The organism is Photobacterium arenosum (genome assembly GCF_014841115.1).
GTDB classification, from domain to species: Bacteria; Pseudomonadota; Gammaproteobacteria; order Enterobacterales; family Vibrionaceae; genus Photobacterium; species Photobacterium arenosum.
Map to the genome: position 1 here is coordinate 72,658 of NZ_JACYTP010000006.1, position 22,191 is coordinate 94,848.

Annotated in this window: 23 protein-coding genes; 15 read left to right on the top strand and 8 right to left on the bottom strand. The window is 55.0% G+C overall.

Translation table 11 applies throughout. The annotated features are described in order from the left end of the window. The first annotated feature begins 19 nt into the window (after nucleotides 1-19). The 5 genes from glpK (at nucleotide 20) to IFO68_RS11240 (ending at nucleotide 4,779) form a co-directional block, all read left to right on the top strand. On the top strand, nucleotides 20-1,537 hold the full coding sequence (glpK, locus tag IFO68_RS11220; protein WP_192015963.1) for a glycerol kinase GlpK: 1,518 nt from the start codon (nucleotides 20-22) through the stop codon (nucleotides 1,535-1,537). 213 nt (nucleotides 1,538-1,750) lie between these two features. Continuing rightward, nucleotides 1,751-2,758 (top strand): class II fructose-bisphosphatase, encoded by a 1,008-nt coding sequence (glpX, locus tag IFO68_RS11225; RefSeq protein ID WP_192015964.1) that lies wholly within the window; start codon nucleotides 1,751-1,753, stop codon nucleotides 2,756-2,758. Nucleotides 2,759-2,924: 166 nt separating this feature from the next. Then, nucleotides 2,925-3,542 carry a helix-turn-helix transcriptional regulator gene (locus IFO68_RS11230; protein ID WP_192015965.1) on the top strand — a complete coding sequence of 206 codons (618 nt, stop codon included), beginning with the start codon at nucleotides 2,925-2,927 and terminating at the stop codon, nucleotides 3,540-3,542. Nucleotides 3,543-3,571: 29 nt separating this feature from the next. Further along, the gene (locus IFO68_RS11235; RefSeq protein ID WP_192015966.1) at nucleotides 3,572-4,315 is read left to right on the top strand and encodes a ferredoxin--NADP reductase; all 744 of its coding nucleotides are present in this window, start codon (nucleotides 3,572-3,574) and stop codon (nucleotides 4,313-4,315) included. Nucleotides 4,316-4,467: 152 nt separating this feature from the next. Next, nucleotides 4,468-4,779: a DUF3135 domain-containing protein gene (locus tag IFO68_RS11240; RefSeq protein ID WP_192015967.1), complete on the top strand. Its 312-nt coding sequence runs from the start codon at nucleotides 4,468-4,470 to the stop codon at nucleotides 4,777-4,779. Nucleotides 4,780-4,889: 110 nt separating this feature from the next. Here IFO68_RS11240 and IFO68_RS11245 read toward each other — a convergent pair whose 3' ends face one another. After that, nucleotides 4,890-5,237, bottom strand: a complete 348-nt coding sequence (locus IFO68_RS11245) for a 5-carboxymethyl-2-hydroxymuconate Delta-isomerase (protein ID WP_192015968.1) — start codon at nucleotides 5,235-5,237, stop codon at nucleotides 4,890-4,892. A gap of 371 nt (nucleotides 5,238-5,608) precedes the next feature. On the opposite strand from IFO68_RS11245, the gene tpiA reads away from it, so the two are divergent. Continuing rightward, nucleotides 5,609-6,379, top strand: coding sequence for a triose-phosphate isomerase (gene tpiA, locus IFO68_RS11250; RefSeq protein WP_192015969.1), 771 nt, complete (start codon nucleotides 5,609-5,611; stop codon nucleotides 6,377-6,379). 117 nt (nucleotides 6,380-6,496) lie between these two features. On the opposite strand, the gene pfkA is transcribed toward tpiA, so the two are convergent. After that, entirely contained in the window at nucleotides 6,497-7,459 is a 963-nt protein-coding gene (pfkA, locus tag IFO68_RS11255; protein ID WP_027250596.1) for a 6-phosphofructokinase, read from the bottom strand. Between the two features lie 477 nt (nucleotides 7,460-7,936). Then, nucleotides 7,937-8,443 carry a CpxP family protein gene (locus IFO68_RS11260; RefSeq protein ID WP_370630678.1) on the bottom strand — a complete coding sequence of 169 codons (507 nt, stop codon included), beginning with the start codon at nucleotides 8,441-8,443 and terminating at the stop codon, nucleotides 7,937-7,939. Nucleotides 8,444-8,608: 165 nt separating this feature from the next. Here IFO68_RS11260 and IFO68_RS11265 point away from each other — a divergent pair, with 165 nt between their 5' ends. Beyond that, nucleotides 8,609-9,298, top strand: coding sequence for a response regulator (locus IFO68_RS11265; protein ID WP_192015970.1), 690 nt, complete (start codon nucleotides 8,609-8,611; stop codon nucleotides 9,296-9,298). Beyond that, the gene (cpxA, locus tag IFO68_RS11270) at nucleotides 9,295-10,728 is read left to right on the top strand and encodes an envelope stress sensor histidine kinase CpxA (RefSeq protein WP_192015971.1); all 1,434 of its coding nucleotides are present in this window, start codon (nucleotides 9,295-9,297) and stop codon (nucleotides 10,726-10,728) included. The genes IFO68_RS11265 and cpxA overlap by 4 nt, the downstream gene beginning before the upstream one ends. Here cpxA and IFO68_RS11275 read toward each other — a convergent pair. After that, entirely contained in the window at nucleotides 10,698-11,687 is a 990-nt protein-coding gene (locus IFO68_RS11275) for an AraC family transcriptional regulator (protein ID WP_192015972.1), read from the bottom strand. The two genes, cpxA and IFO68_RS11275, sit on opposite strands and share 31 nt — an antisense overlap. A 207-nt stretch (nucleotides 11,688-11,894) precedes the next feature. Between IFO68_RS11275 and IFO68_RS11280 the strand changes: the two genes are divergently transcribed. From IFO68_RS11280 to trmL, 6 genes are read left to right on the top strand one after another with little or no spacing between them, the layout of a single operon-like run. Then, complete coding sequence (locus tag IFO68_RS11280; protein ID WP_192015973.1) at nucleotides 11,895-13,190, top strand: flavin-containing monooxygenase; 1,296 nt, start codon at nucleotides 11,895-11,897, stop codon at nucleotides 13,188-13,190. Further along, entirely contained in the window at nucleotides 13,191-14,117 is a 927-nt protein-coding gene (locus IFO68_RS11285; protein WP_192015974.1) for a bile acid:sodium symporter family protein, read from the top strand. Next, on the top strand, nucleotides 14,114-15,067 hold the full coding sequence (locus IFO68_RS11290) for an SDR family oxidoreductase (protein ID WP_192015975.1): 954 nt from the start codon (nucleotides 14,114-14,116) through the stop codon (nucleotides 15,065-15,067). The genes IFO68_RS11285 and IFO68_RS11290 overlap by 4 nt, the downstream gene beginning before the upstream one ends. After that, on the top strand, nucleotides 15,060-15,854 hold the full coding sequence (locus tag IFO68_RS11295; RefSeq protein ID WP_192015976.1) for an SDR family NAD(P)-dependent oxidoreductase: 795 nt from the start codon (nucleotides 15,060-15,062) through the stop codon (nucleotides 15,852-15,854). Before IFO68_RS11290 ends, IFO68_RS11295 begins: the two co-directional genes overlap by 8 nt. Further along, nucleotides 15,851-16,603, top strand: coding sequence for a sulfite exporter TauE/SafE family protein (locus IFO68_RS11300; protein WP_192015977.1), 753 nt, complete (start codon nucleotides 15,851-15,853; stop codon nucleotides 16,601-16,603). The genes IFO68_RS11295 and IFO68_RS11300 overlap by 4 nt, the downstream gene beginning before the upstream one ends. Nucleotides 16,604-16,646: 43 nt before the next feature. Continuing rightward, entirely contained in the window at nucleotides 16,647-17,111 is a 465-nt protein-coding gene (gene trmL / locus IFO68_RS11305; RefSeq protein ID WP_192015978.1) for a tRNA (uridine(34)/cytosine(34)/5-carboxymethylaminomethyluridine(34)-2'-O)-methyltransferase TrmL, read from the top strand. A 72-nt stretch (nucleotides 17,112-17,183) separates the two neighbouring features. Here trmL and cysE read toward each other — a convergent pair whose 3' ends face one another. The 4 genes from cysE to IFO68_RS11325 form a co-directional block, all read right to left on the bottom strand. Then, a complete protein-coding gene (gene cysE / locus IFO68_RS11310) occupies nucleotides 17,184-18,041 on the bottom strand; it encodes a serine O-acetyltransferase (protein ID WP_225445185.1) in 858 nt (285 codons plus the stop codon). 133 nt (nucleotides 18,042-18,174) lie between these two features. Continuing rightward, complete coding sequence (gene gpsA, locus IFO68_RS11315) at nucleotides 18,175-19,191, bottom strand: NAD(P)H-dependent glycerol-3-phosphate dehydrogenase (RefSeq protein WP_311567646.1); 1,017 nt, start codon at nucleotides 19,189-19,191, stop codon at nucleotides 18,175-18,177. A gap of 13 nt (nucleotides 19,192-19,204) precedes the next feature. Continuing rightward, on the bottom strand, nucleotides 19,205-19,675 hold the full coding sequence (gene secB / locus IFO68_RS11320) for a protein-export chaperone SecB (protein ID WP_027250588.1): 471 nt from the start codon (nucleotides 19,673-19,675) through the stop codon (nucleotides 19,205-19,207). 111 nt (nucleotides 19,676-19,786) lie between these two features. Further along, the gene (locus IFO68_RS11325) at nucleotides 19,787-20,221 is read right to left on the bottom strand and encodes a rhodanese-like domain-containing protein (RefSeq protein WP_192015979.1); all 435 of its coding nucleotides are present in this window, start codon (nucleotides 20,219-20,221) and stop codon (nucleotides 19,787-19,789) included. 425 nt (nucleotides 20,222-20,646) lie between these two features. Between IFO68_RS11325 and gpmM the strand changes: the two genes are divergently transcribed. Continuing rightward, entirely contained in the window at nucleotides 20,647-22,185 is a 1,539-nt protein-coding gene (gene gpmM, locus IFO68_RS11330) for a 2,3-bisphosphoglycerate-independent phosphoglycerate mutase (protein ID WP_192015980.1), read from the top strand. Nucleotides 22,186-22,191 lie beyond the last annotated feature (6 nt).

Below are 22,191 nucleotides of genomic sequence, written 5' to 3' on the forward strand. Positions count from 1 at the left end.
CAGAGAAGAGGACCCTCAGATGACCACAGAACAAAAGTACATCGTCGCACTCGATCAGGGAACCACCAGTTCACGCGCTGTGATCATGGATCATGACGCCAACATAGTCTGCACTGCGCAGCGCGAATTCACTCAAATCTACCCCAAAGCAGGCTGGGTTGAGCACGACCCGATGGAAATCTGGGCCAGTCAAAGCTCCACTATGGTGGAAGCCCTGGCCAAAGTCGGTATCCGCACCGATCAGATTGCCGGTATCGGTATCACCAACCAGCGTGAAACCACCATTGTCTGGGACAAGAACACAGGCAAACCTGTCTACAACGCCATTGTCTGGCAGTGCCGCCGTACCGCCGACATCTGCCAGCAGCTGAAACAACAGCAGGATCTGGAAGCCTACATCCGTGACAACACAGGCCTGGTCGTGGACCCGTATTTCTCCGGCACCAAAATCAAGTGGATTCTGGACAACGTCGAAGGAGCCCGTGAGCAGGCCGAAGCAGGTAACCTGCTGTTCGGTACCGTAGATACCTGGCTGATCTGGAAACTGACCCAAGGCCGTGTTCATGTCACCGACTACACCAACGCCTCCCGGACTATGCTGTTTAACATCAACTCGCTGGAGTGGGATGAAAAACTGCTCAAAGTCATGGATATCCCGCTGTCTATGATGCCGGAAGTGAAAGCCTCTTCCGAGATCTACGGTCAGACCAACATTGGCGGCAAAGGCGGCACCCGTGTGCCTATCGCGGGCATTGCCGGTGACCAGCAGGCCGCACTGTTCGGTCAGATGTGTGTGGAACCTGGTCAGGCCAAAAATACCTACGGCACCGGCTGCTTCCTGCTGATGAACACAGGCAAAGAGAAAGTCAACTCGCAGAACGGCCTGCTGACCACCCTGGCCTGCGGCCCGAAAGGCGAGCCGGCTTACGCACTGGAAGGGGCGGTCTTCATGGCCGGTGCCTCGATCCAATGGCTGCGTGATGAGCTGAAACTGCTGGGCGATGCCAAAGATTCTGAGTACTTTGCAGAAAAAGTGGGCAGTGCCAACGGTGTGTATGTGGTGCCGGCCTTCACCGGTTTAGGCGCCCCTTACTGGGACCCGTATGCGCGCGGCGCCATTGTCGGCCTGACCCGAGGTGTCAACAACAACCACCTGATCCGCGCCACACTGGAAAGCATTGCTTACCAGACCCGTGATGTTCTGGATGCCATGCAGGCGGATTCAGGGATCCATCTGGCCGCACTGAAAGTGGACGGCGGTGCGGTGTCCAACAATTTCCTGATGCAGTTCCAGTCTGATCTGCTGAACACCGAAGTGCACCGCCCCGTGGTGACAGAAGTCACCGCACTGGGCGCCGGGTATCTGGCCGGTCTGGCGGTGGGCTTCTGGGACAGCATTGATGAGCTGAAAAACAAAGCCGTACTGGAGCGCAGTTTCACCCCGTGTCCGGATGACAGCAAACGCGCCCGACGCTATAAAGGCTGGAAGCGCGCCGTGGAATGCGCCAAAGGCTGGGCCATCGACGAGGACGAGTAATCCCCGCCGAGCCGTTGTTACGCCGAGTCTTTTCACGCAGAGTGTTTTAACTCTGACCACAAGCCTGCCCTTCCCGGCAGGCTTGTTTTTTTATCGATACCTTGCAGCAGGAAACGCTGCGCTGGCGTCTGTGTTACAATTCGCGCAGAGAATCGACACCCCGATATCTGTGACTGACCTGATATCTTTTTACTGAGTAGTTCTGGAGTTCCCATGAAACGCGATTTGGCAATGGCTTTTTCCCGTGTCACTGAAGGTGCCGCGCTGGCAGGTTACAAATGGCTCGGCCGTGGCGACAAAAACGCCGCTGACGGCGCTGCTGTCGAGGTCATGCGTACCCTGCTAAACAAAACCGAGATCACCGGTGAGATTGTTATCGGTGAAGGGGAAATTGACGACGCCCCTATGCTGTATATCGGCGAGCAGGTGGGTGCCGGTGGCGATGCGGTCGATATCGCGGTCGATCCGATAGAAGGCACCCGGATGACCGCCATGGGCCAGAACAATGCGCTGGCGGTACTGGCGGCCGGTGAAAAAGGGGCGTTTCTCAAAGCACCTGACATGTATATGGAAAAACTGGTGGTCGGCCCGCAAGCCAAGGGACAGATAGATCTCAATCTGCCGCTGGAAGACAACCTGGTCAATATCGCTGCCGCGCTGGGTAAGCCGTTAGAAAACCTGGTGGTGACCACACTGGCGAAACCGCGCCATGACGAGATTATTGCCAAAATGCAGGCCATGGGCATTCGTGTCTATGCCGTGCCGGACGGCGACGTAGCCGCTTCCATTCTCACTTGCATGCCAGACAGCGAAGTCGACGTAATGTACTGCATCGGCGGTGCGCCGGAAGGTGTGGTCTCGGCGGCGGCCATCCGGGCGTTAGGCGGTGATATGCAAGGGCGCCTGCTGCCACGTTTTCTGGTCAAAGGCGGCAGTGATGACAACTACCGCATGGGCCAGCAGGAAATGGACCGCTGCCGCGAAATGGGTATTGAACCCAATCAGGTCCTGCCGCTGGAGCAAATGGCGAAAAGCGACAATGTGATCTTTGCCGGTACGGGTATCACCAAAGGCGATTTGCTGGACGGCATTACCCGCAATGGCAATATCGCCACCACAGAGACCCTGCTAATCCGCGGTAAATGCCGCACGATCCGCCGAATCAAGTCGATTCATTACCTGGACAGAAAAGACCCGGCTATTCTGCCTCATATTCTCTGACAGCGCTCTGCCGTCCCGGTATGTGATAAGTACCGGGATAACCGCCTGATCATAATAAGACTTTCACTGCTTTTTTTATAAAGCTGGGCTATGCTATTTAGTAAAGCCATTGCTTTATATACTTAGCTGGCCACATAATAGGCGCATGAATACAAGTAATACGACTATGAAAACCATAGATAAAATTCTCCATAGAATGAAGCAAGACGGCCCGGTCACTGCCAAAGCCCTGTCAGAGGAGCTGAGCCTGACGACTATGGGAGTGCGCCAGCACTTGCAGGGATTGGAAGACGACGGTCTGGTGGGGTTTGAAGACATCAAAGCCAAAGTCGGCCGGCCAACCCGTCACTGGCACCTGACGGCTCAAGGCCATGAGCAGTTTGCCGATCGTCACGGTGACCTGATCATTCAAATGCTGGATTCAGTGGAAAATCTGTTCGGTCAGGAAGGCTTGCAGAAGATTTTGCTGCAGCGCGAAGAAGGCACGCTGAACCAGTATCAGCAGGCCATTGCAAAGGCCACAGATTTAAAAGAAAAACTTCAGATTCTGACTACACTGAGGGAAAAGGAAGGCTACATGGCACAGCTGGAGTCCGATGAACACGGCTTCATTCTGATTGAGAACCATTGTCCTATCTGCCATGCCGCGAAGCGCTGCCCCTCTCTTTGTCGATCTGAACTGGCGGTCTTCCAGCGTCTGCTGGGAGACAGTGTGACAATAGAGCGTAACGAACACATTATTGCCGGACAGCGCAGATGCAGCTACCGCATTAATCCGTCCTGAGAATCTGACTATGTAAGAAGGAGATCACAATGGCTGACTGGATCCCTGCCAAGGTTATCAGTAATCGTCACTGGAACAGCGAACTGTTCAGTTTAACGCTGGAGGCGAATATTGAACCCTTTAAAGCCGGGCAATTTACCAAGCTGGCGCTGGAATGCGACGGCAAAATGATCCAACGCGCCTACTCCTTTGTCAATCCGCCCAGCAGCCATCAGATTGAAATCTACGCCACCAGAGTGGCTGACGGTTTGTTGTCCCCTCGCCTGCACGCCCTGCAAGCCGAAGACGAAGTCTTCATCACCGCCCGGGCTAACGGCTTCTTTATCTTAGATGAAGTGCCTGACGGGGATAGCCTGTGGCTGTTGTCAACCGGGACGGCCATCGGGCCATATCTGTCCATTTTGCGTGAAGCCACCGCCTGGCAGCGGTTTCGTAAAATCGTGCTGGTGCATGCCGTTCGCTTTGCCGCCGATCTCAGCTATCAGGCAGAAATCAACGCGCTCAAAGCAGCCCATCCCGAACAGCTGATCGTCCAGCCCTTTGTCAGCCGCGAGCCGGCACCACTTGCGCTCACCGGCCGCATTCCTCAGGCCATTTCAGACGGCCTGCTGGAACGCCATGTCGGCATACCGCTCAATCCTCAAACCTCGCAACTGATGCTGTGCGGTAACCCGGCGATGGTGAAAGACACCAAGGCGGTACTGGAAGCGCGCGGATTTGTGAAAAACCTGCGCCGTAAGCCCGGCCAGATCACCGTCGAGCACTATTGGTAACCGGGCTGGTAGCAGGCTCAGAAGCCACTGCCAGTCTTATTCCCTGTACACTCAGGTCACTTTTATTGAGCGTCTCATCAATGAGACGTTTTTTTCATTCCCCGCCATCTAGTGTTAAGTAAGTCACAGATTTGACGCTTGGGGAATGAGTTATGCAAACGTTACCATCCTTTGATGAACTCAAGAAACTGGCCGAAACGGCACCTGAAGAGCTGGAAGCCTTGCGACTGCGAATGAGCGAGGAAATCATTGAAAACGCCAGCCCAGCCATGCAACCACGCTTGCGCGCGCAGATGAGCCACATCAACCAGGTCATTGCGCGGGGTAAAAACCCGAACCATACCAATATGCTGCTGCGGGCTGAATTACAACAACAATTACAGCGCTTTGCCCGCTCACTGACAGCGCCGGAAACCCTGACAGAACATGAAGCGAAAGTGATGCCGTTTCGCCGTCAGGCATAATGCCAGCGATACGAATACCGAGGGCCAGCCTGAATGCTGGCCCGTTTTTTTGGTCTGAGAGTTAAAGATAGGATCTCCACTTCCAGCTTCAGTTGTCTTTTCAGCTTCAGCTATCTTTTCGACTTCAAATAGGTGTCGCTTTCCATATCCCGGATTTCAATCGTCAGGCTGTCAATCGTCGCAGCGTGCTGCTCCAGCAGCGGCATCAGACGCTCTGCCAATCCGCGCTTACAGTCATCGTCACGCCCCGACAACAAAGCCAGTTCCAGATGAATAAAATTATGAGCATCACCGCCCTCTCCCACCTGCCACTGATGACAAGGATAGGCGCGAGATTTCACAGAGGCGGGTTCAAATACCCCGCAGGTTAGCAATGACTGATGAAGATCTTCCAGTAAGGCTGCAACGTTAACGCGCTCAGCAACGGGATCGGCAAATTCCAGCTTCAGGTGGGGCATACAACTCTCCTTGTTGGTCAGGGGCGACCCGATATTCCATTAACTGGCACATAACTTAGCCGATTTTACTGACGACAGCGACACGGGCATGCAGAAATCCCCTGTTGATCACTTTTCACCATCAATGTGGCTAGCCGCTCTGAGTTGAAAGTGAAAATTTATTACAGCTCAGAGTTCACTTTTGCCGTTGAAACAGGTACAACCGGGCATGGATTTGTTCGAGATTAAGGAAGTTTACGTCTATCGGGCGTATACTGTCGGACGTTTAAACCTGCATCATCAGGCAGGCTGCACTGAACACACTACTGCCTGACAGCGGTGTACTCAGTTTAGTCTGACTTTAGACATCACATAGATATGGAGAAAATCTTATGCGTCATCCTGTAGTTATGGGTAACTGGAAACTAAACGGCAGCAAAGAAATGGTCACCAACCTGCTGACAGGTCTGGATGCCGCGCTGGCTGGCGTTGAGGGCGTTGATGTGGCAGTCGCGCCACCTGTGATGTACCTGGATCTGGCACAGCGTCTGATCAGCCAGGGCAAGAGCAAGATCATTCTGGGTGCCCAGAACGTTGATGTGAACGCCAGCGGTGCTTACACAGGTGATATCTCACCTGAGATGCTGAAAGATTTCGGCGCCAGCCACATCATCATCGGCCACTCAGAGCGTCGTGAGTACCATCACGAGTCGGACGAGTTCGTGGCTCAGAAGTTTGCCTTCCTGAAAGAGAACGGCCTGACGCCTGTTCTGTGCATCGGTGAATCTGAAGCGCAAAACGAAGCCGGCGAAACGGTTGCCGTTTGTGCCCGCCAGCTGGACGCTGTGATCAAAACACAAGGTGTTGAAGCCCTGAACGGTGCCATCATCGCCTATGAACCTATCTGGGCCATCGGTACCGGTAAAGCGGCGACTGCCGAGCAGGCACAGGACATTCACGCCGCTATCCGTGCCCACATCGCGTCTTTCAGCGCAGAAGTCGCGAAAAACGTAGTGATCCAGTACGGCGGTTCGGTTAAAGCTGGCAATGCCGCTGAGCTGTTTGCGATGCCAGACATCGACGGCGCCCTGGTTGGCGGTGCAGCGCTGGATGCAGAAGGCTTTGCCGCTATCGCGAAAGCAGCAGCTGAAGCCAAGAAATAAGATACCATCAGGGGCGGCACACGCCGCTCCGGCAGCATCCTGTCTCAGGCAAGAGCACAAAAAAGCCGACCACAGCAGCGTCGGCTTTTTTTATTCACTTGTCCCGTCCTGAAATGATCAGAACAGCTTATCGGCAACCTTGTACAAATCTGTGCGCACCGGGCGTTTCATATTTTCGATGGCATCAATGATGTCGTGGTGGACCATTTTTTCATTCTGCACCCCCACGCAACGGCCACCTTCGCCCTGCATCAGCAAATCAACCGCGTAAGCACCCATACGAGAAGCCAGAATACGGTCAAAGGCAGTTGGCTGTCCGCCACGCTGGATATGGCCCAGCACGGTGGCGCGGGTTTCGCGGCCGGTTTCCGTCTCGATATACTTAGCCAGCTGATTGACGTCTGTCATCAGCTCGGTAATCGCCACAATTGCGTGCTTCTTACCTTTGTAGATGCCTTCTTTGATTTTGGCCAGCAGCTGCTCTTTGTGCAGGCCGGTTTCCGGGGTGATGATGTACTCACAGCCACCGGCAATCGATGCCATCAGGGTCAGATCGCCGCAATGACGGCCCATGACTTCAACAATCGAAATACGCTGGTGCGACGATGAGGTATCACGCAGGCGGTCAATCGCATCAATTACGGTATTCAGCGCCGTCATAAAACCGATCGTATAATCAGTACCGGCCACATCGTTGTCTATGGTGCCGGGCAGGCCGATACACGGATAGCCCATCTCGGTCAGCTTTTTCGCCCCCATGTAAGAGCCATCACCGCCGATCACCACCAGCGCATCGATACCGTGAATTTTCAGGTTTTCGATCGCCTGAGCACGGACTTTCTCATCACGGAATTCAGGAAAACGGGCAGAGCCAAGAAACGTGCCGCCCCGGTTGATCACGTCAGAGACACTGGAGCGGTCAAGTTTCTGAATACGGTTCTGATGCAGGCCCTGATAGCCATCATATACACCGTAAACTTCCAGGCCTTCTGATAAACCTGCGCGAACAACTCCGCGAATCGCCGCGTTCATACCTGGGGCGTCACCGCCACTGGTCAAAACACCAATCTTTTTAATCATGGTTACCCTCTGACTTTGGGAAATGAAAATCCTTTCCTTTGCGAGCTGGCCCAAGTCAGCGACTCCGCCTCGCCTCCCTCACGGTGGCGACTCGCGTAAACTGTAACTTTCCTACTAATGTAGGAGTATTACAATTTAGAAAAACGATGTATTGATTCATATCACGTAAACTTGCCATGTGTCGGCAGCCTTGTTGGCATACTGGAACCCCGAGTGTGTTTTGTACCCCAGGTTGCCGCCAGGCTATATGCCACTAAGTATATGCTTAGTTCGCAATGTCGGCCGCCTCGCCGGCAAATTCTCCCGAACCCTGACGGTAAGTATGGTTTCCGGCCACATGGACAGCTAAATATTATTCGCAGTATAGCGGTTTTGTGATGAAATTTAATAACAAAATTGACAAGTTAAGCTCATGGTGACAACAAAAAAAGCCACAACATTTCGTTGTGGCTTCGGTATTTTCAGTCAAATGCAGCATTATTCACTGTGTTTTTCTTTCCATTTCGCCATGCACTCTGCCTGCTTCTCAGCTTTTAATGTCTTGTACTGTGCTTTCTGCTCCGCTGTCAGAATGTTGAGCATGTCGTGACGTTTTTTCATCATGCTCACACGACGCTCAATTTGTTGATCTGACATTTGCTTGGCCAGATCACGCACTGCATTTTCATCAAAGTTGTCGGCTAGCAGCAAATCTTGCATCTTATCGTGATTTGCTTTCATGGCTTCACGGCCCTGGGCCATGTTTTCGCGCATCTCTGCCTTATTGCTCTCGCGCAGGCTGCGCATCTGCTCTTTTTGCGCGTCGGTCAGATCCAGAGACTGCATAACGCCGCGCTCGGCACGATGACCACCACAGTCGCCATAATGACCTTTACCATGAGACTTGCCCCCTTCCGCCAGTGCCGAAACGGAGCCCAGCAGCATAGGTACCGCTAATACCATAGCGACTGTCGTTTTCATTTTCCGGGTCATAGTCTTATTCATATCCTGTTCTCGCTCTGTTGATGTCCGATAAGCAAATACTACCCGCTGGCAGGTAAACTGTTGTCGTGAAAACGTAAAGCTGGGTAAAGCACTGTCATCCGGCTTGGCCTGCTTTCGGGCATAGGGGATACTTAACCTGAATCATTTAGAGGGTATGGAATCAGTATGGCAAACATTCTTCTGGTCGATGACGATAATGAACTGACAGCACTGCTCAATGACATCCTTCTGCTGGAAGGCTTCACAGTGCGCGTCGCGCACAATGGTGAGCAAGGGCTGTTAATGGTTGATGAAGACACAGATCTGATCCTGCTGGACGTCATGATGCCAGTCATGAATGGCATTGATATGCTGCGTAAACTCCGCGAAACCACCAGCACGCCAGTGCTGATGCTGACCGCTAAAGGCGAAGAGATCGACAGAGTGCTGGGACTCGAGCTGGGCGCGGATGACTATTTACCCAAGCCTTTCAGTGACAGGGAACTGCTGGCCCGCATGCGTGCTATTTTACGCCGCTCCCGCATGGTGCAGGACAACCAGAGCGAACCAGACTGCATGACCTATCTGGATCTGACCATTTATCCCGGTCGCCAGGAAGTTACCTGTAACGGTGAGCTGATCGACATGACAGCGACTGAGCTGGCCCTGCTCAGCCACCTGATCCGCCACCCCGGCACAGTAGTGACCAAACAGGATCTCAGCCTGGAAGTGCTGGGCAAACGCCTGGCGCCGTTTGACCGCGCCATCGACATGCATGTCTCAAACCTGCGTAAAAAACTCCCCCCGCGCGAAGACGGTAAGCCCAGAATAAAAACCCTGCGCGGCAAAGGCTATCTGTTTGTGGAGGCGGGATGAAGCGGCCCCTGTTTAACCTGCCTGTGTTCAGCCTGCCCATTTTCAACCGGCTCTCCAGCCGGATCTTTGCGATTTTCTGGCTGACCCTGATGCTGGTCGTTGTGGTGCTATTACTGTTACCGCACCTTGACCCACGCTCGCAACACACTATTCCTCAGCCGGAACTGAATCGTTATCAGGACGCGGCGGAGCGCATCTCTGAGCGCTTGAGCAGTCAACCCGGCACCCTGCTGGAAAAACTGCAGCCGCTGGCTGATCCCAAGCGCCACAAAGGTATGCAGTTGTATTTCACCAATGATGACGGCGAGCTGCTCACGCCGCATCAGCGCACCAAAGCGTTGCGCAATTTCATTACCAGTGCCGACAGCCCGGACGCGCCGCGCCAGAAACTCTACGGCCGCTGGATGGTGGCCGGGCCTTTTCTGGTCAAGGATCAGCAGCAAAGCGCGCTGATGTATATCGGCAGGGTGTCACACCGGCCACCGCCTTTCTTTCTGCGCATTCTCGATCAGCCTTTTCATCTGCTGCTGCTGACCATGCTTATCAGTACGCCGCTGCTGTTGTGGCTGGCCTGGGCATTAAGCCGCCCGGCGCGCAAACTGCAGGAAGCGGCGCAACGGGTGGCGAGCGGACAATTCACCCAGGATCCGGCACTCGAATCCTCCGGGCCGCGCGAATTTCGCCAGGCTGGTGCCAGCTTCAATCAGATGGTCACCTCGGTCAATCAGATGATAGGCGGGCAACAGCGGTTGCTGTCGGATATCTCTCACGAGCTGCGCTCTCCCCTGACCCGGCTTCGCATGGCGACCGCCCTGGCCCAGCGCAAGCAGGGCAACAGTCCGGAGCTGGATCGGATTGATACCGAAGCCGAACGACTGGAAGCCATGATCGCCAAACTGCTGGAACTGTCGCGGATGCAGATACACGGGCAGGAAACCCGCGAATACAGTGATGCGGTCAGCCTGTGGCAGGAGATGCTGGATGATGCCGAATTTGAAGCCAGTCAGCACCAGAAAAGCCTGACCTGCAGCCCGCTGCTGTCCTGGCCGCTGGCCGGAAACCCCGAGCTGTTGATCAGTGCCCTGGAAAATGTCGTTCGTAATGCCATCTACTACAGCCAAGATCGCATCGAAGTTCAGTTCAGCGCCAATGACCACTCGCTGACCGTGACCATAGACGATAACGGCGAAGGGGTACCCGATGATCAGTTGAAAGATATTTTCCGGCCTTTCTACCGGGTATCAACCGCCCGGGATCGCCACAGCGGCGGCACCGGATTGGGGCTGGCCATCACAGAAAATGCCATTCGCCAGCACAATGGCAGCATCACCGCCAGCCGCAGTCCGCTGGGTGGCCTGCGAGTGACCCTGCTGCTGCCGCTGGCGCAGAAAAGCCAGCGTCACTCGTTGTCACAGCCGGAAGCACGGTAGTCCCGGATCCCCATGCCGGTCCAGCGTTTGAACGCTTTGGCAAACGCACTATCGTCCGCATAACCAAAGTACAGCGCCAGGTTAGCCTGTGTGCTGCCCTTTTGGTTCAGCATCTGCAGCGCCTGCTGTTTTTTTATCTGCTCAGACAATGCCCTGAAGCTGACGCCAAAATCCGCCAGCTTGCGGTTGAGGTGGCGCTCGCTGAGATTACACAAGGCCGCGGTCTGGGCGCGGGTCAGCCTGGGTTGCTGTGTCAGCAGATGGCTGATCTGCTCCAGAAAAGACGCTGGAGCCAGGCGTTTCATCTGCTGCTGGGCCAGCCGTATCAGCTGAGCCTGCAATTCCGGCTGGATGTCACGCCGGCTGCACAGCCAGTCTTGATCACTGAAAACCATATAGTTCCCTGTCCGGGAAAAACAGACCTGGGTATCGCCAAACACCTCATGGTACAGGGCTAACGGCGCCTGAGGCGAATGCTCGAACGCGACCAGCTTTGGGATCACCGGGCCGCTGGCGACCACGGCAGCGCCCTGCATCACGCTGGCAAAAATGGCTTCCAGCCGCGCGGCTCTGGCCGCTTCAAAATGAGGACGGTAGACCAGGTGCCAGCCTTCCTGACTGTGGAACCGGGCAAAGCGTCCGCCTTCTCCGACCAGATCAGAAAAACGCAACAGATTGTCTACCGCACCGGCCAGATTGACACTGCTGAGTAACAAAAAGCCCAGCATATCAAACTGATCGATCTGCAGGCGGCGGCCAATCCGCAACCCGACCCCGTCGCAATCGGCGTGATCCGCAATCGCCTGCCAGAGCTGATCCTGCAGCGACAGCGGCAAGCGCTCACCGGCCGGACAGGCAGCCACCTGACGTCGCAGCGCGTCCGGCAGAGCTATCCCCAAAGACGGCAGAAATTTAAGAATCGCTTTGCTGAATCCTGATGTAACAGTGCTGGGGTACATAGCGCTAACCCGGGCAGTCAATTGATCATACTTACCGCCGTTATACCACAGGCCCGCCGGCGAGCACCGTGATACGGCTCGGAACCCGGCTGTTATTTCGGGCCATTACGTCCCGAATTAACCTGTTCACGTCCCGTCTGGGCCATAGCAAAGTGTTAACAAAAAGTTAATGATAGTATTCAGGACCTAAACAGAGAGTCATTCAGTATGCATCCCTACGTTGTGATTGGAGCCGGGCCTATGGGCCTGTGCACAGTGCGCCGCCTGGCCGAACAAGGATTGCCTGTCATCGGGCTGGAAGCCCATGCCGATGTCGGCGGACTGTGGGACATCAGCAGCCCGACCAGTACCATGTACCAATCGGCTCACCTGATTTCCTCCAAGCGAATGACAGAATTCTCTGATTTTCCCATGGCGGATCATGTGGCCACCTACCCGAAACATGATCAGCTTTGTCGCTATTTTCAGGATTATGCACGGCACTTTAATCTGTATGGTCACTATCGTTTCCATGCCTGGGTGGAAAAGGTGGAACCTTGCCAGGGCAACTGGCTGGTCACTTACCGTCAGCATGGTGAGACCTTTACCCTGATGGCATCCGGGGTATTGCTGGCCAATGGTACGCTACATCACCCCAGACGGGGCAACTTTGGTGGTGACTTCCAGGGTGAGCAATTTCACAGCAGCGATTATAAAAGCGCCGAGGTCTTTGCCGGAAAACGTGTACTGATTGTCGGCTGTGGTAACAGTGCCTGCGACATTGCGGTGGATGCCGTGCACCGCGCCCGCTCGGTTGATATGGTGATCCGCCGCGGGTATTACTTCCTGCCCAAATTTGTGGCGGGCATACCCACAGATACCCTGGGTGGCAAAGTGCGCTTGCCGAACCGGCTGAAGCAAATGGTCGACGGCACCCTGGTCCGGCTGATCTCCGGCAAACCCAGCCAGTTTGGCCTGCCAGATCCCGACTACCGTATGTATGAATCCCACCCTGTGGTCAATTCCATGTTCCTGCACCACATAGGGCACGGTGATATCACTGTGCGCCCGTCGATTGAGCAACTGTTGCCGACTGGTGCGCGTTTTCAGGACGGGCAGGAAGCAGAGTATGATCTGATCCTTGAGGCCACCGGCTACTCTCTGCATTACCCCTTTATTGACCGCCAGCACCTTAACTGGAACGGTGATGCACCTGGCCTGTACCTTAATATTTTCACGCCACAGCATGACAACCTGTTTGTGATGGGGATGGTAGAAGCCTCAGGTCTTGGCTGGCAGGGACGCGATGATCAGGCTCAGCTGGTGGCCCGTTTTATCCGGGCCCGCCATGAGAAACCGGCCGCAGCAGAAAAATTCATGCACAAAGTCCGCCAGCAGGCCAGCCGCAGAATTGATGGCGGTATTGCGTACCTGAACCTGGAACGCATGGCCTACTATGTACACAAAGCCGATTATCTGGCGGCGCTGAACCACGAAATTCGCCAGCTGCAATGGGAGAGCTGAATGTCGAGCACTAGCCTGCTGTTACTGAATCTGATTCTGGCGATGATGATGTTTGGCATCGCCCTGAGTCTCAAACCGGCCGACTTCCGCCAGGTTGTTCGCCAGCCCAAAGGCCCCCTGACCGGGCTGGCTGCCCAGTTTGTGCTGATGCCGGCACTGACCTGGCTGCTCACCCTGCTGGTGCCCATGCCCGCCGAAGTGGCGCTGGGATTAATCCTGGTCGCCAGTTGCCCCGGCGGCAGCTTTTCCAATATCGTCACCTATCTGGCCAAAGGCAACACGGCCATGTCCATCAGTATGACTGGAATCGCCAGTGTCGCCGCGGCCTTCATGACCCCCTTTAATTTCATGTTTTATGCCAGCATGAACCCGCACACCGCCCAGTTACTGAAGCAAATTGCCGTACCACCGGAGAGCCTGTTTATTGTGGTGGCATTGGTGCTGGCGTTACCGCTGACGCTCGGACTGTTCTGCAGCCAGATGGCCCCCGGCTTTGCCAAACGCAGCGAACCCTTTTTCCGCATCATCTCGCTGCTCACCCTGTTCGGTTTTGTGGCTATCGCGCTGATCACTAACTGGCCGCGCTTTATCGCCGGCGCCAGTGTCTTCCTGCTGGCCGTTATCTTCCACAATGCTCTGGCGCTGGCCATCGGCTGGCTCTGTGCCTGGGTCATGAAGTTGCCGGTTGCTGATCGCCGGGCGATCACACTGGAAGTCGGCCTGCAGAACTCCGGCCTGGGACTGGGCATCATTTTCACCTTTTTCGGCGATCTGACCGGTATGGCCATTATTGCCGCTGGCTGGGGGATCTGGCATCTGATCAGTGGCATGGGACTGTGCTACTGCTGGCACCGGCTGGATAACCGCCGCGCTGCCCTCACCTCACCTGTTTCATCCACTCGCGAACAGCATAAAGGGACCTTATGACACAGCGAATTTTAATCACCGGCTGCCAGGGCTATCTGGGCCGGCAGCTCAGTGTACGCCTCGCCCAGCACGCCGAGGTATTTGGTATTGATATTCATGATGCTCAGCCTGAGGGCGTCACCTACCAGAAAATGGACATTCGTTCTGCCGCGCTGAGCGATTTCATCGGACGTCACCACATCAGCCATGTCATCCATCTGGCCAGTATTGTGCAGCCATCCCGTGACAGGCAAAGAGACTATGACATTGATGTCAACGGGACGGAAAATCTGCTCAAAGCCTGTATCACCAGCCAGGTCGCCCACCTGACAGTGACCAGCAGCGGCGCCGCTTACGGCTATCATGCCGACAATGCAGAGTGGCTGCGTGAATCCGACCCGCTGCGGGGGAACCGGCATTTTTCCTACAGCTACCACAAACGACTGGTGGAAGAGATGCTGGCCGCATACCGCGTCGCCTACCCGGAACTGCAGCAGCTGATCCTGCGCCCGGGCACTGTGCTGGGCGCTGAGACCAACAATCTGATCACTGACCTGTTTCGCAAAGACAAGTTACTGGCCGTTAAAGGCTCGCCGTCGCCGTTTGTCTTCATCTGGGATCAGGACGTCGTCGATATCATCACCGAGGGGGTCAGCCATAGTAAATCGGGGCAATTTAATCTGGCGGGAGACGGCGCCCTCAGCGTTCACCAAATCGCCGATATTCTCGGTAAAGACACCCGGGACTTGCCGGCCTGGCTGCTGAAAACCGCCCTGCGCATTGGCAAGCTGCTGCGTATGACCCAATACGGCCCCGAGCAACTGGACTTTCTTCGCTATCGCCCCGTACTGGCAAACTACGCGCTGAAATTTGATTTTGGCTATATCCCGAAGAAAACCTCGCTGGAGGTGTTCGAATATTATGCCAGCCAGCAAGGGTTGATCCCGGCCAGGGGGTGCCAGCATGACTGAGCACAAACCTGTCGCCATCCTCACCGGCGCCGCCTCAGGGCTGGGCCGCGATCTGGCGATTCGTCTGTCATATGGCTACCGGCTGTATCTGATAGACAGGGACCAGGATAAGCTGACTGAACTGGCCGCCACGCTGGAAGACAGCCGTTTTTTTGTCTGCGATCTGGCTGACAGCCATGCCATAGACACGCTGATTACTGATATCCGGCAGCGCGAGCCTGAGATTGCGCTGCTGATCAACAATGCCGGTATTACCCACCGCTCGCTGTCCCGTATTACGCAACCGGCAGTGATAGAAAAAGTCATGGCGGTGAACTTCTTCGCGCCGGTCCGCCTGACCCAGGGGCTGCTGCCGCTGCTGGTGCAACACCAGGCCAAAGTGGTCAACATCAGCTCGATGGCAGGCTGGATGCCTGTTTTGGGCCGGGCCGGTTACTGCGCCTCTAAATCAGCCCTGCACCAGTATTTTGAAACTTTCCGGGCTGAAATGCACAGCGACGGCGTGACAGTTCTGATGGTCTACCCGAGCTTTCTCGATACCCCCATAGAGCGCAACGCCCTCAATGGCGACGGGGGCCGCAGTCGCCATCAACGCTCTATGGTCGGTAAAATACGCCCCAGTTCGTGGATGGCCGAGCAGATTGTCACTGCCATCAGGCAAGACAAACAACGGCTGTTCCCGGATGCCTTTACCCATTTTTCCAGCCTGCTGTACCGTTTGCTGCCGCGGGTTTTTCTGCACCTGATGAGCCGGAAATTTGCCACTGAGCTTGAGGTCAAACCATGACACTGGTGTGGCTGGGCCTGGCGATTATTCTGGCCTTTGGTATTGAAGCCATGACGGGATTTGGCAGTATAGTGCTGGCGCTGGCGCTGGGGGCGCTGGTCATGGATCTGGCATCACTGGTTCATATTCTGGTGCCGCTGAATCTGCTGATGACGGCGCCGCTGGTCTGGAAGCTCAGACAGCACATACAGGTTTCATTCCTGCTGCGTTCCGTGTTGCCCATGATGCTGGTCGGCACAGCCGTCGGCGTCGGGCTGACCCCCTATGTCCCCGAACTGCTGAGCAAAACCCTGTTTGCCGGCCTGATCATCTGGTTCGCCGCCCGAGCCCTGCTGCAACCAGCAGCGGTTGAGATGCCTTCACTGCGGCGGCACTCCACCATCACGGCGGCCGGGATCACCCACGGCCTGTTCGCGTCCGGCGGCCCGCTGCTGGTTTATGCGCTGGCCCGCACCTCGCTGGATAAAACCCAGTTCAGGGCAACCTTGCTGACGGTCTGGCTCAGCCTCAATGGTTGTCTGACCCTGTATTTTATCCAGGCCGGCGAACTGGCACCCTACCGGGAAACCTTGCTCTGGCTGGCACCCTGTGTCGGTATAGGGGCATGTATCGGTAACCGGCTGCACCACAGTATCGATCAGGCGCACTTCAGCAAGCTGGTGTTTGGTGTCCTGCTGGCCGTCGGGCTGATTCTGATGACCAACACATTGTTTTCCTGGGCAGCGCTCAGCACTGGTTCCGGGCTATGAATGCAGGCTACAATAGTGTTTTTGCCGCTGTTGTAGCCTGACCATGTTTGATATCGCCCTGTACGAACCTGAAATTGCGCCCAATACGGGCAACATTATTCGCCTGTGCGCCAATTGCGGTGCGCATCTGCATCTGATTGAGCCGTTAGGCTTTGATCTGGAAGAAAAAAAATTACGCCGTGCCGGTCTGGATTACCACGATCTGGCCCATGTGCATCGTCACGCCAACTTTGAGGCTTTCCTGGCCGCCACTGCCGGTCGCCGCCTGTTTGCCTGCACCACCAAAGCCACCCAGTACCACACCCAGGCCCGGTTTCAGGACGGCGACATACTGTTGTTCGGCCCGGAAACCCGCGGCCTGCCGGCAGCTGTCATTGAAAGCCTGCCCCAGGCGCAGCGGCTGCGCATCCCTATGCATCCGGACAGCCGCAGCCTGAATCTCTCCAACGCAGCCGCCATCATTGCCTATGAGGCCTGGCGCCAGTTTGATTTTGCCGGAGCCAGATAGCCCGGGCAGCAAGACAAAAAAAGGGGTCTACCGACCCCTTTTTCACGTTGAGATATTGAAGGCAATCGGCACTCAGATACCGTCACCGGCAATAAAAGTCTGGTAAATGCCATTGAACTGCTGATCCATATCCATGGAAGGTTTGTCGCTGCTCGGACGGCCGACAATTTTCGCCGGTACTCCGGCCACTGTGGTATGAGGCGGCACAGGTGCCAGCACCACTGAGCCCGAACCGATCTTGGCCCCTTCACCCACTTCAATATTCCCCAGCACTTTGGCACCGGCGCCTATCATCACCCCTTCACGTATTTTAGGGTGACGGTCGCCGCACTCTTTGCCTGTCCCGCCCAGCGTCACATCCTGCAAGATAGACACATCGTTTTCGATAATTGCCGTCTCACCAATCACGATACCTGTAGCGTGGTCAAACATGATGCCCTGGCCGATGCGGGCCGCCGGATGCACATCCACCTGACAAGTCACTGAGATTTGATTTTGCAGATAAATGGCCAGTGCTTCGCGCTTTTGCTTCCACAACCAGTTGGCAACACGATAGCCCTGCAAAGCGTGAAAGCCCTTCAGATACAGAAGCGGCACAGAAAATTTGTTGATAGCAGGGTCACGGTCAACGACGGCGCGAATATCGCACGCGGCCGATTCCGTCAGCATACTGTCCGCAACATACGCCTCTTCCACCACTTCCCGCACTGCCATTGCAGGCATGGAAGGGGTAGCCAGCTTGTTCGCCAGTATATAGCTGAGTGCGGCACCCAGATTATCGTGCTTAATGATGGTGGCATGGTAAAAACTGGCCAGCATGGGCTCCTGCTCAGTCAGCACCTTGGCCTCTTGCTTGATCGTCTCCCAGACGGCTTGCTGTTGACACTCCCTCACGTCGTCCCCTGTATATCCTTTATGTGTTTGCACCATAGCCTGCACCCTACTCACCTGATGAGTATCGACTGCTGATAATGGTTATAACTTTAAACTTCTCAGAAAAAAAAACAACGCGGGCTTTTTTGCCCGCGCTGTGTTGTTCCGGTAAGGCAACTTTTCCAGCCGCTCACTCGTCTTTCTTGGCCCGTGCCAGCAGATCTCTGGCGGCCTCGCGCGCATCTTTACCCTGATAAAGCACCTGATAAATCTGCTCGGTGATCGGCATATCCACACCAAAACGCTGGGCAAGAACCCAGACTTCTTTGGTATTACGATACCCCTCAACCACCTGGCCGATACTGTGCTGCGCTTCATCAACCTGTTTTCCCTGCCCCAGTGCCAAGCCAAAACGGCGGTTGCGCGACTGGTTGTCGGTACAGGTCAGCACCAGATCGCCCAGCCCGGCCATACCCATAAAGGTTTCCGGCTGAGCACCCAGCGCCGCACCCAGACGGCACATCTCGGCCAGTCCGCGGGTGATCAGAGCGGTGCGGGCATTGGCACCATAACCAATCCCGTCTGACATTCCGGCACCGATAGCAATCACATTCTTCACCGCGCCACCCAGCTGCATACCGATAAAATCGTTATTGCTGTAGACCCGGAAGCTTTTATCGCAGTGAATTTTATCCTGCAGATCTTTAACAAACCCGGCATCCGGTGACGACACCGCTATCGCGGTGGGCAAACCGGCGGCCAGCTCTTTCGCGAACGTCGGCCCGGAGAGGACAGCCAGAGGCACCCCCTCGCCCAGAATCTCATGGGCGACATCCTGCAGCAAACGTCCGGTTTCCGGCTCCAGCCCTTTAGTGGCCCAGCAGATCCGCGAATCATCACGCAGGAAAGGCTTCATCTGTTTCAGCACATCGGCAAAAGCATGGCTGGGCACCACCAGCAGTAAATCCCGGCTGGCTTTAACGGCGGCTTCCAGATCCACACTTAGGATCAGCGAGTCCGGAAAGGCCACGCCAGGCAGAAATGCCTCGTTGGCCCGATCTGTTTCCAGCTGCGCCATATGCGCAGCGTTATGGCCCCATAAAATGACATTAGCGCCATTACGGGCCAGCGAGATGGCCAGCGAGGTGCCGTAAGAACCGGCACCCAGCACTGTCATCGTTATTGCGTTATCAGTGATTGAGGTCATGCTGTGTCGCCAATCAGGCTTGAGTGCTTTCCTGGTTACCTTCCGCCTGACTTTGCAGGTAGTTCATGAACAGGGCATCAAAGTTAACCGGTGCCAGGTTCAGTTGCGGGAAAGTGCCTTTGACAACCAGGCTGGAGATAGTTTCACGTGCGTACGGGAACAAGATGTTCGGGCAGAATGCACCCAGGCAATGGGCCAGTTGTGGCGCTTCCATACCGGCTACAGAGAAAATACCGCCCTGCTGAACTTCACACAGGAACGCCGCTTCTGACGCATTGTTCACTGTGACTGTCAGACGCAGTACGACTTCGTACACACCTTCCGCCAGCTCACGACTCTGCGTATCCAGATCCAATTTCACTTCAGGGTTCCATTCTTTCTGGAACATTTCCGGCGAGCTTGGCGCCTCGAAAGACACATCTTTCAGGAAAATGCGTTGGATTTGGAAGTTCTGTTGCGCTTCGTTGGTCGCTGCTTCAGCCATGTTATTGTCCTTTTTTGATGATTTCGTTAAGAAATCTGTCATTTTTACCGGAATCTTCCGGCCTGAAATAAAGGGCAGCTGACACCGTCAGCCACCTGAGAGTTCAAGAACTTATTTCTTTCCCTGCACCAGAGGCAAATTGGCCTCATTCCAGGAAATCAATCCGTCCTTCAGCAGGCTAACTTTAGCGTAACCCGCTTTGTGCAGCAGGCTGGCACTTTCCTGCGCCGTCTGACCTGTTTTGCATACCACAATGATGGGGGCTGACTTATACTTTTCAAGCAGTCCAAAGTTCTCGGCTTTAATTTCGCTTGGTAAAATGTGAAGTGCGCCTGCAATGTGGCCACGCTGGAAATCATCTTTGCTGCGAATATCGACAAACACGCCGTCTTCACGGTTGACCAGCACTGTCGCCTGATTAGGGGTGACAACGGCATAACCCGCGGTTTTTTGCTTCACCATGGAAGATATCAGGGCCAGAACCAGGCCAACCCAGACCAGTGACAAAATGGGATTACTCGTAACAAACTCTATGAATTGCTGCATGATTTTCGCTCTATTAACCTTTACTGCCTGCCGGATTCCCGCACAGTGGCAAGATTCAACCAAAATTAAGGAAACTGAGTATACCTGTGGCCGGAATGATGTACAGCCACCCGCCACATTTACGCGTCACGGCTCACTGCTTTCTGCGCAATAACCACACATCGCAAGGCGCCGCCTATAACTACAATAGAAAAAAACGCATTCTCAGATCTTACGTTACACAGTAGAAATGAATATATTCTAGGTAGTAAAGATAACAAACCATTTACAGCAATGTTTGATCTGAACTACAAAGTAGCGGTGATTTTGTAGTAAAATTACCGACCTGACTACTTACCTGAGCGCCTTGATACGACATTACAGCCGGATGTTGAGGTAATTGGTCTACATTTTCAGATTGTTCACATTTATGGAGAGGACAGCTTATGTCTGCTAAGAAACCACTGGCTCTGGTGATTCTGGACGGTTGGGGATACCGCGAAGATACCGCAAATAACGCGATTGCCAACGCCAACACCCCGGTACTGGATAACCTGATGGCGCATGAAGCCAACACCCTGATCCAGGCCTCCGGGCTGGACGTGGGCCTGCCTGATGGCCAGATGGGTAACTCAGAAGTGGGCCATACCAATATTGGTGCCGGCCGTGTGGTGTATCAGGATCTGACCCGCATTGCCAAATCCATCTCCGACGGTGAGTTCCAGCATAATCCTACGCTGGTGAAAGCCATGGACAGCGCTATCTCCGCGGGGAAAGCCGTTCACATCATGGGGCTGATGTCACCTGGCGGTGTTCACAGCCACGAAGATCACATTGAAGCGGCTGTGAAAATGGCGGCAGAACGCGGTGCTGAGCATATTTACCTGCATTGTTTCCTGGACGGCCGCGACACGCCACCGCGCAGCGCACAAGCCTCTCTGGAACGTTTCGACGCGCTGTTTGCCCAGTTGGGCAAAGGCCGTACCGCCTCTCTGGTTGGCCGTTACTACGCCATGGACAGGGATAACAACTGGGAACGCGTCGAGTCTGCCTATGATCTGCTGACCGCAGCCAAAGGGGATTTCACCGCCGCCTCTGCCGTCGAAGGCCTGCAGGCTGCGTATGCCCGCGAAGAAAACGACGAATTCGTCAAAGCCACAGTGCTGCGTGCCGACGGCCAGCCTGATGCCGCCATGCAGGACGGTGATGCGGTTGTCTTCATGAACTTCCGTGCAGACCGGGCCCGTCAGATTTCACGTGCCTTCCTGCCAGCTTTCAGCAGTTTTGAACGCAAACAGTTCCCGGCGTTGCACTTCGTGACCCTGACGCAATACGCCGCAGATATCGATTTGCCATCCGCGTTCCCGCCGGAAAGCCTGACCAACACCTTAGGCGAATGGCTGTCGAAACAGGGCAAAACCCAGCTGCGCATTTCTGAAACCGAGAAATATGCTCACGTGACCTTCTTCTTCAATGGCGGTGTCGAAACCGAGTTTGACGGCGAGTCCCGCGCCCTGGTGGCATCACCAAAAGTGGCAACCTATGATCTGCAGCCTGAAATGAGCGCCCCTGAGCTGACTGACAAGCTGGTCGCGGCCATCAAAGGCGGTGAATTCGATATGATCATCTGTAACTACCCGAACGGCGACATGGTCGGCCACACAGGTGTCTACGATGCCGCGGTGAAAGCCTGTGAAGCCATTGATGAAAGTATCGGCCGTGTAGTTGAAGCCATCAAAGAAGCGGACGGACAGCTGCTGATCACCGCTGACCACGGTAACGCTGAAATGATGGTGAACCCGGAAACCGGGGGCATTCATACCGCACACACTAACCTGCCTGTGCCGCTGATTTATGTCGGCAACAAGCAGATCAGCCTGAAAGACGGCGGTAAGCTGTCTGATCTGGCGCCAACCATGCTGTCATTGACCGGGCTCCAAATCCCGTCAGAGATGACTGGTCAGGTGCTGTACGATCTGAAATAATCCCGG